The 12518-nt window shown below is 34.9% G+C and carries 15 protein-coding genes and 1 pseudogene; 4 read left to right on the top strand and 12 right to left on the bottom strand.

The features are described 5' to 3' along the window. Positions 1-18 precede the first annotated feature (18 nt). The 3 genes from erm to AC6CHS_RS14805 form a co-directional block, all read right to left on the bottom strand. Complete coding sequence (erm, locus tag AC6CHS_RS14795; protein WP_498237229.1) at positions 19-873, bottom strand: 23S ribosomal RNA methyltransferase Erm; 855 nt, start codon at positions 871-873, stop codon at positions 19-21. Positions 874-1075: 202 nt separating this feature from the next. Then, positions 1076-1156 carry an RAxF-45 family protein gene (locus AC6CHS_RS14800; RefSeq protein WP_498237363.1) on the bottom strand — a complete coding sequence of 27 codons (81 nt, stop codon included), beginning with the start codon at positions 1154-1156 and terminating at the stop codon, positions 1076-1078. Positions 1157-1500: 344 nt separating this feature from the next. Then, positions 1501-1896 carry a VOC family protein gene (locus AC6CHS_RS14805; RefSeq protein ID WP_498237231.1) on the bottom strand — a complete coding sequence of 132 codons (396 nt, stop codon included), beginning with the start codon at positions 1894-1896 and terminating at the stop codon, positions 1501-1503. A gap of 346 nt (positions 1897-2242) precedes the next feature. On the opposite strand from AC6CHS_RS14805, the gene AC6CHS_RS14810 reads away from it, so the two are divergent. Both AC6CHS_RS14810 and AC6CHS_RS14815 read left to right on the top strand, forming a co-directional pair. Continuing rightward, entirely contained in the window at positions 2243-2593 is a 351-nt protein-coding gene (locus AC6CHS_RS14810; protein WP_498237233.1) for a MerR family transcriptional regulator, read from the top strand. Further along, positions 2577-3047 (top strand): SRPBCC family protein, encoded by a 471-nt coding sequence (locus AC6CHS_RS14815; protein ID WP_498237235.1) that lies wholly within the window; start codon positions 2577-2579, stop codon positions 3045-3047. Before AC6CHS_RS14810 ends, AC6CHS_RS14815 begins: the two co-directional genes overlap by 17 nt. A gap of 200 nt (positions 3048-3247) precedes the next feature. Here the strand turns inward: AC6CHS_RS14815 and AC6CHS_RS14820 are convergent, their stop codons facing one another. The 6 genes from AC6CHS_RS14820 to AC6CHS_RS14845 all read right to left on the bottom strand — a co-directional run bounded on the left by AC6CHS_RS14820 (position 3248) and on the right by AC6CHS_RS14845 (position 7964). Next, positions 3248-4252: a DUF3231 family protein gene (locus AC6CHS_RS14820; protein WP_498237236.1), complete on the bottom strand. Its 1005-nt coding sequence runs from the start codon at positions 4250-4252 to the stop codon at positions 3248-3250. Positions 4253-4368: 116 nt separating this feature from the next. Next, positions 4369-5280: a helix-turn-helix transcriptional regulator gene (locus tag AC6CHS_RS14825; protein WP_498237238.1), complete on the bottom strand. Its 912-nt coding sequence runs from the start codon at positions 5278-5280 to the stop codon at positions 4369-4371. 21 nt (positions 5281-5301) lie between these two features. Further along, positions 5302-5616, bottom strand: coding sequence for a MazG-like protein (locus AC6CHS_RS14830; RefSeq protein WP_498237240.1), 315 nt, complete (start codon positions 5614-5616; stop codon positions 5302-5304). Then, the gene (locus AC6CHS_RS14835) at positions 5606-6196 is read right to left on the bottom strand and encodes a DNA-3-methyladenine glycosylase I (protein ID WP_498237241.1); all 591 of its coding nucleotides are present in this window, start codon (positions 6194-6196) and stop codon (positions 5606-5608) included. The genes AC6CHS_RS14830 and AC6CHS_RS14835 overlap by 11 nt, the downstream gene beginning before the upstream one ends. Before the next feature lie 237 nt (positions 6197-6433). After that, the gene (locus AC6CHS_RS14840) at positions 6434-7189 is read right to left on the bottom strand and encodes an ABC transporter permease (RefSeq protein ID WP_498237243.1); all 756 of its coding nucleotides are present in this window, start codon (positions 7187-7189) and stop codon (positions 6434-6436) included. A 1-nt stretch (position 7190) separates the two neighbouring features. Next, the gene (locus tag AC6CHS_RS14845; RefSeq protein ID WP_498237245.1) at positions 7191-7964 is read right to left on the bottom strand and encodes an ABC transporter ATP-binding protein; all 774 of its coding nucleotides are present in this window, start codon (positions 7962-7964) and stop codon (positions 7191-7193) included. A gap of 404 nt (positions 7965-8368) precedes the next feature. Here AC6CHS_RS14845 and AC6CHS_RS14850 point away from each other — a divergent pair. After that, positions 8369-8821 (top strand): annotated as a pseudogene (locus AC6CHS_RS14850) (NUDIX hydrolase). Between the two features lie 62 nt (positions 8822-8883). Further along, entirely contained in the window at positions 8884-9444 is a 561-nt protein-coding gene (locus tag AC6CHS_RS14855; protein ID WP_498237247.1) for a DUF5412 family protein, read from the top strand. 453 nt (positions 9445-9897) lie between these two features. Here the strand turns inward: AC6CHS_RS14855 and AC6CHS_RS14860 are convergent, their stop codons facing one another. The 3 genes from AC6CHS_RS14860 to AC6CHS_RS14870 all read right to left on the bottom strand — a co-directional run bounded on the left by AC6CHS_RS14860 (position 9898) and on the right by AC6CHS_RS14870 (position 12429). Beyond that, positions 9898-10086, bottom strand: coding sequence for a DUF4177 domain-containing protein (locus tag AC6CHS_RS14860; RefSeq protein WP_498237249.1), 189 nt, complete (start codon positions 10084-10086; stop codon positions 9898-9900). Between the two features lie 58 nt (positions 10087-10144). After that, positions 10145-11422, bottom strand: a complete 1278-nt coding sequence (locus AC6CHS_RS14865; RefSeq protein WP_498237251.1) for an Nramp family divalent metal transporter — start codon at positions 11420-11422, stop codon at positions 10145-10147. A 350-nt stretch (positions 11423-11772) separates the two neighbouring features. Then, the gene (locus tag AC6CHS_RS14870) at positions 11773-12429 is read right to left on the bottom strand and encodes a hypothetical protein (RefSeq protein WP_498237253.1); all 657 of its coding nucleotides are present in this window, start codon (positions 12427-12429) and stop codon (positions 11773-11775) included. Between the last annotated feature and the right edge of the window lie 89 nt (positions 12430-12518).

Consider the following 12518-nt stretch of genomic DNA (forward strand, 5'->3'; position numbering starts at 1 on the left):
TTTTTAGTGTTTAAGAATTTAAAAATGGGTTGTTTTAGCTTTGTTTATCTTCGGCCATCTGAACTTTGGAACGTGCTTCACCATTGTTTCAAATACGAGTCCCCATTCCTGTTCTGATAAAGTCGCAACTGAAACCTCATTCTTTATTCGAAGATTCCTTTTTAACTGTTTAATTTGAGGTGGTGTAAATACACCCCTTAATGCTAAATCGATAGAGAATTGGGGGTTTTTAAGCACATAATCGATCAATCCCCAAAGGATTAAATAATCTCTACAAGATACAATCGGTTGAACTCTTCTAGTTATTGTAACCATAGCAGAATCAACCCTTGGTGGTGGAGAAAAATTCGTTCTTGAGATATCTTTTACATATCGAATATCAAACCACATTTTCCAAGCAATCACATGTGGATCTTTCACAAGACCCGAGGTAAATCTTTTGGCTGCCCCCTTTTCCATCACAAGAATCCCTTTTTGTAAATTACTTGTAGGATTATTTAGAAGCATTTTTAGTATTGGTGTTGTTATGGAGTATGGGATGTTAGAAACAACAATAAATGGTTCCTTAGGCAAATGCATTTTTAAAATATCGTGATGAATAACTTTAACGTTTGGACTATGAATAAATTTTTGTTTTAAAATAGCAACAAATTTACTATCATATTCCACAGCAAATACCTTTTTTGCTTTTTTACTCAAAGACAATGTTAAAGCCCCTTTCCCGGCACCTAAGTCTAAAACTAAATCATGTGTGCTAATTTTTGCCTGATCTACAATCTCATGAATTAGTCTCTTATTATGCATCAAATGTTGTCCAGAAAAGTTTGGTGGCTTCCTTCGATTTATTTTTCTAATTCTCTTATTTTGAGTCATATTCCATCTTCCTTTCAAAAAAGTCACAAGCATCTGCCTGTGTTTTGAGAGTAAAGGGAAAGAGACCCAATCCTTATTTAATTAGAGGGCTGTGAGAAGTCGTCACAAATAAACCAGTCTTTGAAATAAACAAAGAAAGGTTAAATTAAGCAAAAATAAAGAAAGGCAGACCAATCTGCCTTTCTAAACATTACATATTTTTTTATATGGAATGAAGATTATTAAAAAAGGACAGACTTATCCCGTTTACTCTGCAAACAAAAAACAGAGCCTTTGAACGTATTTAATTACTGGTTCAAAGTTGGGAAACGAAGTCTGATAAAATAGATCATTTTTTAATAATCCTCCTCAATGTAAGTTATAATTCCATTTTACCCCCTTTCTTAAAGTGAGTCAAATAAAACAGAATGAAAAATCAAAATATTATGGTTTTAAACGTGATAATCAGTTTTATGGTGATATAATGGTTTATTACTATAATCGTAACAATCATCATAAGGATAATTTGTATATCCACAAACGAACTAGAGAAAGCAAGAAGGATATGCAAATTGGTATGTTGGTTGCAATAAATAAAAAAGCATGGCTAGTTTTTAATAACAAAATCAGCCATGCTTTTCGTTTAACTTATTTCGCATTCTCATCTGGTTGATGAATACCAAATGTATTCCCTTCTGTATCGGTATAATACCCTTGCCACGCCATGCCTGGGAGTGCATACTTTGGTAGAGCTACCTGGCCACCGTACTCTAGAATTTTAGATTCAGTCAAATCATAATTCTCCACGTTCATTGTACAAGCATAGCCGTTCACCGCTTGATTTGATTCTGGAGGTGGCCCCTGACGTTGCATTAACGCTCCATTAATACCAAGCTCATTGTCATCACCAGTTACAGCACCAGCATAAGGCATGCCAGCATATTCGCTCCAGTCTTCAAATGTCCAACCAAATACCTCGCCATAAAACTTCTTTGCCCGCTCCATGTCATCTACATGAATTTCAAAATGTACTAATCTACCCATGATATCCTCCTTATTATGAAACGTTTTATTATTCTCTTCCGAATCCAGTAAGTGTTCTACAATATGTCTAAAACACTTTATCTTATTTGTGATACTAATTTAATTCAACACTCTATACCTTTTCTCCTTCCTAACTACTTATAATACTTTCTTAAGTAGTTAGGACTGTTTTCTGTTCCTTTTAGCTGAAATATCATATACATTTCTCCCTCTATCTGATTCAATAAATAGGGACTCTTATTAACGTTCTCCCCTATTTTTCTGCAAAATAGAAACTATCTATAAAACAAACATTGACTCTGTTGTGCACCACATAGTTTAAACTCGAAGTGAAAGGACAGGAATCATGTATAAAATAAGTGAATTTGCCGAAATAACCGGTTTGACTAAAGAAACACTTCGCTACTACGCCGAAGTGAAACTATTAGAGCCAGCTTATATTGATCCACACAATAATTACCGATATTACGATGATGGTAGCTACTTCTTAGCAATTCTTTTAGGGAAATTAAGGCGATTCGGATTTACCATTCAAGAGATGATTTCTGTTATGGAGGACGAATCGTTCTATCACTTAGAAGATCTGCTAATTCAAAAAAGGGAAAACATACAGCTTAAAATAGAAGACCTGCGTAAACAAACTGAGGAGATTGATGACTTTTTAAAATCTGGAAGGGAAGATGAAAACGATGATTGAATGGAAAGAAGAAACGATAATTGAAAGAGATATTGAAACCGTTTGGAGCTTATTTTCGAATAAAAACATTAAAAAAATAATGCCAAAAGTTGAAGAACATACAATAGTAGAAAAGTCAGAAACAGAAGTAGGAGCGAAGCATCAGCAGAGCTACCGTGAAGGGAAACGCGTTGAAACGTACATCGTGGAAACCTTAGCCTACGAAGATACACCGGACAAGAAACTTAAAACAGTTTGTTTTGTAATTGGGAAAGCGTTTGAAGTTAACTTTAGTTTTACCCTTGAAAAAATGGACGAAAATAACACAAAGTTCATATACTCCGGCCATAACAAAGGCGTCAACTTCGTCGGCAGGGCAATGATGAAGCTTGCAAACAAAAAAGGAAGCCAAAAAGTTGTTCATGAATTTATGGAAAGAGTGAACCAAGAAGCGTTGAACCATACTACAGATTAATCAAAAAGCATATATGGAAGCTGGCGAGCCAGTATTAGCAATTTATCACGCTCTTCCATTACTAATAGAAACAGACACTTTCCGTTCTAGACAGCAGAATAAGTTCCATAATATCAAGGATTGTGAAATAAAATAGCCTAATCCCTTTCAAAGGAATTAGGCTTATGTTCTGCAGTAATGTACCATTTAGTTTCGTAAGTTTATTCTTTCGAATTCAGCTTATTTCTATTAACCGTAATCGGCGGTTGCTCCATCCAGCCATTGTCGATCATAATATTCGCTCCATCCTCTACATATAACGAAACATCCATTAAACATTTTGCATATAGTACTCCAATATCTTTTCTTCCATTTAATGATAAGCCATTAGCATATTCTCTTATCTTCATCGAAAACATATCAATTTTATGAGCGACCATTAGTTTATCAGAAAATGGAGGTACGGTAGATGCCGTTACCATATGATCTAAATAAGTGGGTGAAGGTAAGTTATCATCATGAAGTTTCTTTGAAAGTAGTTCAACATGTTTTTTATTAATATTTCTTCCTCGCTCTAAATACTTTTTTACTCTTTTATCTTGCGCGCCTTGGCTAAACCCAATGATAAGTGCTTTACTTGCGACGTCATTGTTAATATTGTCAAATAAATGTGCAACTTCTAGACCATGAAGTGGCCTTATATCTCCTATATAACCATTTAAAAAGCTTTGGCTATGAAGAAACTCAGCTTCTTTCGGATTCGGTACTGTGGGTGCATTCATTAACTTCCCTTTTGATTGCAAGATGTCATTTGTTTTGTTCATCAATTTAACCGTATCACTTAGACTTTCAACAAAAAAATCTCTTATATCCTTACTGGTTACGATTGCAATCGCAGCAGTATAGATGCTCATTCCGGCCTTTCCTGTATATTGCAAATAATACAGGTAGAATTCATCACTAAAAAGTTTCGGTGCCTTTAAGTTCACGTCTTCATCAGTAAAACCTATTGGTACAGGAAAACCTTCTTTTTTAAAGAAGCCTTCTACCTTTTTTACAAATGATTGAGCTAAGGTTAAAGCATATTCCAATACCTTTTTAACTTCCTTATCTTCTACATTGTTCAAGTAAGAACGAAGCACACATTTCGCCATTGTATTACCAGTATATGTTGCCCAAAGTTTTCCCATCTCTGCTGAAGTTAAATTTGAAATACCTGTATTCATAACAAAAATTCTCCAATCAATATATCCTTTTCATATATTGTTAGCTATTTTGTTAATAAAATGTATTATTTAAGGTGAATATTAATCAGAGGAAAGCGTTGACTTGTTTTATTTTTTTACTGATTTTCTAAGTTATGCTTCAACTTATCCATTATTTTCAATAACCGTTCGCGTATATAAATAGGATGAATATCTTCAATTAATATACCAAAGGACAAAAGATAACTATCTAGCCATGTGCCAACAGGGAAATTTGCTACAACGGTGTACGAGCCATCTTTATTTTTCGTAATCATATGGTCGTCAAACTCATCATAGACCCGGTACGCACCTTGAGAAGAAATTCTAATCTTTATCGGTATAGAGGTTTCCCCTATTTGTTTTTCGGCCTCTTTTATCGCATCTTCAGTTGATCTCATGGTAAATGTTTGATCTGAAACACACACTTGATCCATGCGACTAATTTTAAAGATACGAAAATCCTCCCGGCCTAAACAATATCCAGAAAGATACCAAGCATTTTTTTTGAATAATAATTGAATCGGCTCTACTTCTCGTACACTTTGCTCACCAAGTGAGTTAAAATAGCGAAAGTGAATGACAAATTGTTGGGAAATTGCATCTCTTAATAGGATAAATAACTGTTTCTTCTTTTCTCCACTTCCCCATGGAGAAAAATCAACATCAATCCAGTTTGTTGTTTGTTTTTTAAACAGCCGAGCTACTTTTTTTAGAATGAGATCTGTATTTGGAAATTCAGTAACAGCTAATGTTTGTAGTCCAACTAATATGTCTTCTTGTTCATCACTTGTTAACATGGAAGCATTGAAGGAGTATCCCTCTAAAAGAGAAATCCCCCCTCCTCTTCCCTTATTAGCATAGATAGGGATTCCTGCCCCACTTAACACATCCACATCTCTATAGATCGTTCTTGTGGAAACCTCAAAATGCTCGGACAATTCCTTTGCAGTAACCACTTTTCTATCCAATAAGAGATAGATGATTTCAAAATGCCGACTAATGGTCATGTGAAATCCTCCTACTTCACTTTACAAGAATTGATCTTCTTTCTTCTTTAGAAAATTCTCCAATGCCTGTCCACTGTCAATGTCCATTCGTTCTGCCAAAACCATCAGCCACCAGAATGACTCCGCGATTTTATGTTCTAAGTCCGTTTCTGAATCAGCCCCTGTTGGCCATCTTTCTTGGTTTGCCATTGCTAATCTCCCAACAAGTGCCGCATCGGTTAGAAACGCAAGTGCATCTTCTTCTACTGTCCATTCAGAGCCATGATATTTTTTCTCGAGCTGATGATAAGCTTTTCTAATTTGTAACGAACGATTAACTGCGTTATTAAAATCCATTTTCTTTTATCTTCCTTTCTTTGTTTGAAGTGTGGTACACACAGCTTGTCACGTGGTCATCCACCATACCAATTGCTTGCATAAAGGAATACATTGTTACTGGGCCAACAAATTTGAATCCCCTTTTTTTCAAATCCTTACTAATCTGGTTTGATAGGTCTGTTTGAGCAGGTATTTGACCTTCTGAATGCCAGTCATTGATTAATGGTTCAAAATCAACATAGTGCCATAAAAAATTTGAAAAGCTACCAAACTCTTTTGTTATTTTTATGACCGCTTGAGCATTACTTCTCACGGATTGAAGCTTAGCAAGATGTTTAATGACATTATATTGTTCTTTTATGATAGTCAAGTCGTTATCCGTTAGATTTGAACAAAAACTAATATCAAAATTATGAAAAGCTTTTTGATAAGCCTCTCGTTTAGATAATACAATACTCCAAGACAAACCCGCCTGTGCACCCTCTAATGTCAGCATTTCAAAAATATATTGGTCATCAGTGGTCGGTACACACCATTCTTCGTTGTGATACATTCTCATAAGCTGATTATTACCCGGCCATGAACATTCCATTTTCATTCCCCCCTCAGTTAGTGATTACTATATCACTTTAAATAAGACATGTATCTGTCATATTTAAAATGATTAGTCTCACCTTTTGCAAAAAATATAAAGGCTCGGGGGAATCAAACACCATAATCTCACCGTATCTTCCCTTTATTATTTTGTTATAGAATAAGCATATAAAAAGTAACTCGCAAAGCATAGTTTGCGAGCTACTCGGTATATACATACTCGATATTTACCCTTCGCTGATTAAGTCCAACGGAAGGTCAATTTTGTTAAAAAGAAAATCGCGACGCTGATGATGAGTAAGACGATAACATTTCCATAAATCGGCAATGCAGCATCAAGATCAAGTAAGACTTGGTGAAAGAGCTCTGTTAAGTACGTGAATGGGATAAAATAAGAAATTGTCTTAAACACGTCTGGAAGGATGTGTAGTGGTAACATGGCACCACTAAGCATGATGAGGGGCATCATCCCAAAACTTAACACACCTGATGCTAGTTCTGTCTTATTGAAAATTCCTCCTAAGAGAAATCCAAATGTTAGAATCATAACCAATCCTATTAGCCCAATCAATATGAACGGAATGATGTTTCCTAAACTAATCAGTCCCATAAAAAAACCTAAAATAGTAAAAATAAAGATCTGCATAAACCCTAAAATCAATCGAACTATAATTTGCGAAAAGATAAAAGTAATCTCGTTAAGCGGGATTGTTCGTAGTGTTTTTAATATCCCTTTCTGTCTCATTTCAATTAATGGAACTGAAGTACCCAAAAACCCAACAGACAAAAGAGCAAAAATTAAAATGCCTGGAAATAAGTATTCTATAAAAGACAATCCTAACTCTTCTGAAGGAACAATTACCATACTCATACCACCGAACATGGCTAAAAAGAAAAACGGGAATAATAAGGTGAAAAAGAAGATTTTTGGTTCCCTAAAGATCTCTTTGAGTCCAGTTATAACTATGTATTTTAAGGCTATTTTATCCATCACCATATTAATCAATCTCCCCTCGTAATGACGAGGCGGTTAGATGAAGGAATACATCCTCTAAAGTGTCGTTCATTGTTTTTCTATTATTCATGATAATTTCTTTCGGCGTACCTGAAGCGACTATCTTTTTATTATGTAGGATAGAAACCCGGTCGCAGATTTTCTCTGCTTCTTCCATGTTATGTGTCGATAATAATATTGCATTATTATCTGTCTTCTCTTTACGTAACACCTTCCAAATTAATTGTTTTACTTGCGGGTCTATCCCTGTTGTTGGTTCATCTAATATGATAAAGGAAGGATTCCCAATTAAGGAAAGCGCCACTAATAATCGTTGTTTTTGCCCTGTAGATAAGCTCTTCACCCGCTTATTCTTAATTCTTTCTAAATCTAATACATTCATAATCTCACTATAAGCTAAAGGGTCTCCATAAAAGCTAGAAAATAACTGCATGGTTTCTTCAATAGATAACCTAGGGAATAAGTTAGCTTCTTGCGGTTGAATCCCTACTTGTTTCATTATCTCGTCTCTATCTCTTAAGATATCAAGTCCTCCAACTTTGATGGTTCCTTGATTAAAAGGTCTTAATCCGACCACACATTCAATTAGAGTTGTTTTCCCAATGCCGTTCCTCCCTAAGATACCGTGAATCTCCCCTGGATTGACGGTGAGGGATAACTGGTCTAAGACAATATTATCTGCGTACTTTTTTGTTAAATTATCAACAATTAAGGATGGTTCACTCGGTAAAACTTCTTCATTTGGAACAATGCTCATATTATAATCCTCCAACATCATTATATTGCGGGAATACCATACAATCTCAATCCCTAAACAACCCTCCCCTAGTTGTTTAGGTTATGCGTGTAATAATATTATAAGCTTGGAAGCATTCTCAAAGGTTGGTAGGATGTTCTGAGTTGAATAAAAGTGGAAGTTTGTTACACATAAAGCAATAAAATTGCACAACTCTAATAGTAAATTTCTGAGGAAAGATTTCTCTTAAGGTAACTACAAGTCCGATACTGCTATTATATTGTAAATTTTCAAATTTTTAAACCCTGTGTTTATTTTAACCACTAGAAACTTTTCTTTCTCTTGATCAAAACGTACAGTTAATATATGTACGTTTTGACAGTATGATAATTAAAGTTAATATATAATTAAAAAGGAGATAATCTATGGGCTACATAATGGAATTAAGAAAGTTAGTGGGAAATCGACCTCTTCTAATGGTTGGGGCGTGTGTGATATTACTCAACCATTAGAAAGAAATACTTTTACAACTTCGAAATGATAATAAGTGCTGGGGATTAGCAGGTGGCTCATTAGAGTTAGGTGAAACTTTAGAACAAGTTGCCAAGAGGGAACTATTCGAAGAGACAGGATTGATTGCAAAAAGATTAATGTTATTACATGTGTACTCAGGAGAAGAATTCTACTATAAGTACCCTCATGGTGATGAGGTATATAATGTTGTATCTGTCTATATATGCAGTGAGTTTGAAGGTGAATTAAGGCGCGGGGAAAATGAAGTTCAAGCATTAAAGTTTTTTAAGTTAGACGAACTTCCTCAAAATATTAATCCACCTGATGTGCCTATATTAAATGAATATACTAGTAGCGTTTATTAAACTAATGGGTGTTGAATAAGATTTATCGTATTTGGAGTTATTGAACTTAGAATGGGGGGATTATGATTTTAATTTTATTTGGACTCTTACTATCTTTTATTACCGTTATATTAGTTTTGATTTTATGTACAAGAATAATCGTTTCTTTAATTAAAAAGAAACCTTTTCCTAAAAGATTACTGATTGCAACGTTGTCTGGAGTTATTCTGGTTTCTTCAATCTATCTATATGAAACGTACTTTTTTACGTTTAGCGAGATTGATAGCGAATCGACTCAAAAAGGTCCTGGACCATTAATATCACCCACTGGAGCATACACGGCTAATGCTTATTATGATTTATATGGTGGTGCAGCAGGCGGTGTTAATCTAATGGTGGAAATTACAAACAACAATGGGAAAAATAAAATGCAAACTGTTTATTATAGTGATGCAAAAAGCAATATTTCTTTAGAATGGCTTGACGAAGATACACTTAACATACTAAATGACAACCCTAATTATTCAAATTCAAATAGAAGTATCGAATTAGAAATCGGTAAAGAAATTTACCATGAAAATGGTTTAGCTTGTAAAAGTTTGTTAATGAAAGACGAATATGAGACTTGCTACCAAAACGAATAACTTATTGAACAGAAGGGTGCGTTAATTAGAGAAGAATTAATGCATATCCTTTTATTATGTATCTATGTATTAATACAGATTACTGTGTTTTCTTAGGTATTGCTACTGCTAGATTTACTTGCATAAACGCCATAATCAAAAGACCTTTAACATACATTTTCTGATATTAAAGGCCTTGAGATATGCGCCAATTAGATTTTGCCAGTTTAATCTTTCGAGTTCAGTTTATTTCTATTTACCGTAATTGGTGGTTGCTCCATCCACCTATTGTCAATTTTATCAGTTAACAATAAGAGGGTGGGACAAAGGTCTCTCTATTGCTTCAAAGACGAATAAGTAAAGAAAAGCTTATAAGAGCGTGATCTGCATCAACACTACGGAAGATCCTTTCCTTTATTAAGACCTTCTCGACAATAATGGCAATCCCAGTCTTTCAATTCCACTTCCCTCTTTTTAGTCCTTCTTTCGTTTAAATATTAGTTCAAAGAAGGGTGGCATGCCATAGCTTTTTATTCCTGGTGCAAAAATTTGAACTAACTCCCACCCTTCCTTTTCGTGTTCATAAACAACTGCATGGTAATCTTCTTCAGGAGCGGATTTGAAACTAGATAACTTAACTTTCACAAATTTGTGTTCATACATGAAAATACCTCCTAAAATTCCCATCTTTCACTAAGGCCTATCCGTATATATTTTCTATCTAAAAGAGCCCTCCAATTATGTCGTACAGTTTGATACAAGTTAGGACAGTAAATAATAATGCACTAAGCGAAAGAACAATATTTGAAAGTTTGCCACTTCTAAACGGTTTGTCAATTTGCCTAGAATTTAAGAGATAAATAAGTGTTATAGCTAAAAACGGCATAAAGAGTGCACCTAGAAATCCATAAAGGATGATTAAGGCAACAGGTTTACCGAAAAGATGTAATACTATCGGTGGGAAAGTTAACCAAAAAAGATAAAACTTATAGGACTTTGTTTTGCTAATATCATCTTGTTTCACTCCTGTATGTCGAGTGGTTCGGATGAAATCAGCAAACAGATAGGAAACACCATTCCACACTCCCAAAATGGACGTAAAGGAAGCAGCCCAGAATCCAATTAGGAAGAAATATTGAGCGGTAGGACTTAGCACTTCCCCTAGCCTACTTGAAAAAACGACAAGTGCCTCTTCTCCACTAATGATATCTCCCGTGCCAAAAATAATTGCTGTTCCAAGAACCATAATTCCCAGAGCAAAAATACTTGTTATAATGTACGCACTTAAGGAATCCCAGCGCATAATTTTTATATGGCGTTTTTCCGACCAATTTTTTTCTTTTAGCCAATAACCATAACTTGCCATGGTAATCGATCCACCAACACCGCCAATTAATCCTAGTGAATAGATGATGGTGTCATCATTCATGACTGGTACAATTGTATTTAAGTGTGGAAGTAGATCAGGTAATACGAAAATCATGGAACCAATAACGGTGATAAACATGACCGCAACTAGTGCTGTAATGACCTTTTCAAAGGAGCCATACTTTCCAGTAAGAACTAACGCATAACAAATAATCCCATTAATAACAGCCCACCACGTTAAACTAATTTGTGGAAAGAGAGCATATGCAGCTAATGCACAGGATGCTGTTCCGGCAGCTCCATATACAAATCCCCAGATAACCGAATAAATGCCGAAGTACCCTGTAGTCCATTTTCCAATGCCTCGCCAGCCCTCGAGTATTGTATTCCCACTTGCTAGTGTGTAACGCCCCACACCTTCCCCAATGGCAAACTTCACAATAACTCCTAATACAATAGCCCATAAAAAGGCGAGACCATACTCCGCTCCAGAAACCAATGCTGTCGCTAAATCACCAGCCCCTACTCCAGTGGCTGCTACGATAAGTCCAGGGCCGATAAGTTTCCATTTTGTTGGTTCTTGCTTATCGGAAAATGATTCTACCTCTTTGCTCACTACCTTTTCTTGCATAAAGTAACCCCCTGACGCTGTCTATCCTTCTTGAATCTTTGTTTATAATTTTTGTTATAATTTTCGTAATATTATATTATCATAGGGTATTTCCGATTGTATACGGTTACTTACCAATTAGGACAATAGTGCTAGAGGTAAATAAAAAGCTAATTTTGTCTAATTACTTCTCGGGGTGATTTTAAAAATAGGCATTTTTTGATCATGGCTCCATGACACATCGTGCCACATCGCACCAAATTAAACAAATCCATAGGCACAAATAGCTGCTTGTCATACGCTATTACTTCTTCCATGAAATCTCTCTCCTTATTATTATTTACTAATAAATTTCCTCTAATAAATCTATTTTACTTACGATTACGTTTACCCCCTGACCTTGAGCTGCCTGAAAATGCTCCTCCAAAGACTTCCCTTCTTGATCTTTTTCCATCACTATTGGGGGAATAGGTGTAAGGAAACTTATCTGAATAAAGAAAATCCTTTTTGCGTATTTCATTAGCAGTGTTAATTTCTTTGTTTTGCTTTACTCGTTCTTCTTTATTTCTCATATTGTTTATACGCCTTAGTATTACGTTTTTATAAAAAGCTTGTTTAAAATCTCCCTTTATTTTAAGAGAGACTGTTTCATCATTAATTGGCATATAGGCTATATGGTATTTCCCCAACCTTTTTTTGAAACTTTTGGCTGCACCGTGCTTCTCTATATAAATATTGACGTTATTACCATTAAATTTAATAGCAAGAAGACCTTCAGTAAAGTTTTCCCCTTTCTGAATTAAGGAGATATCTAGCATAACTTTAACAACCACTCTTTGGTTTGTATATTGTTTCTTAACCTTCAATATGTATTTATTCTTTTTTAATTTGAATGATGAGATTGGCACACCAGAAATATGTACTTCATGTCTTATATCTTGAGAATTAATCACTTTCAATTTTGAACTTATTTCCATCTTTTTAGCCCGCCATTCTAATAATTTCTCTATCTTACCTGTCGAATGCACCTCTTGGTAAGTTTCACTTGTTTCACACTATTTGTTACTGAAACCATAAAAAAGCCTCCTCATAAAATTAGTTGTACTATAGAAGAGAA

The organism is Oceanobacillus sp. GQ8 (genome assembly GCF_059758495.1).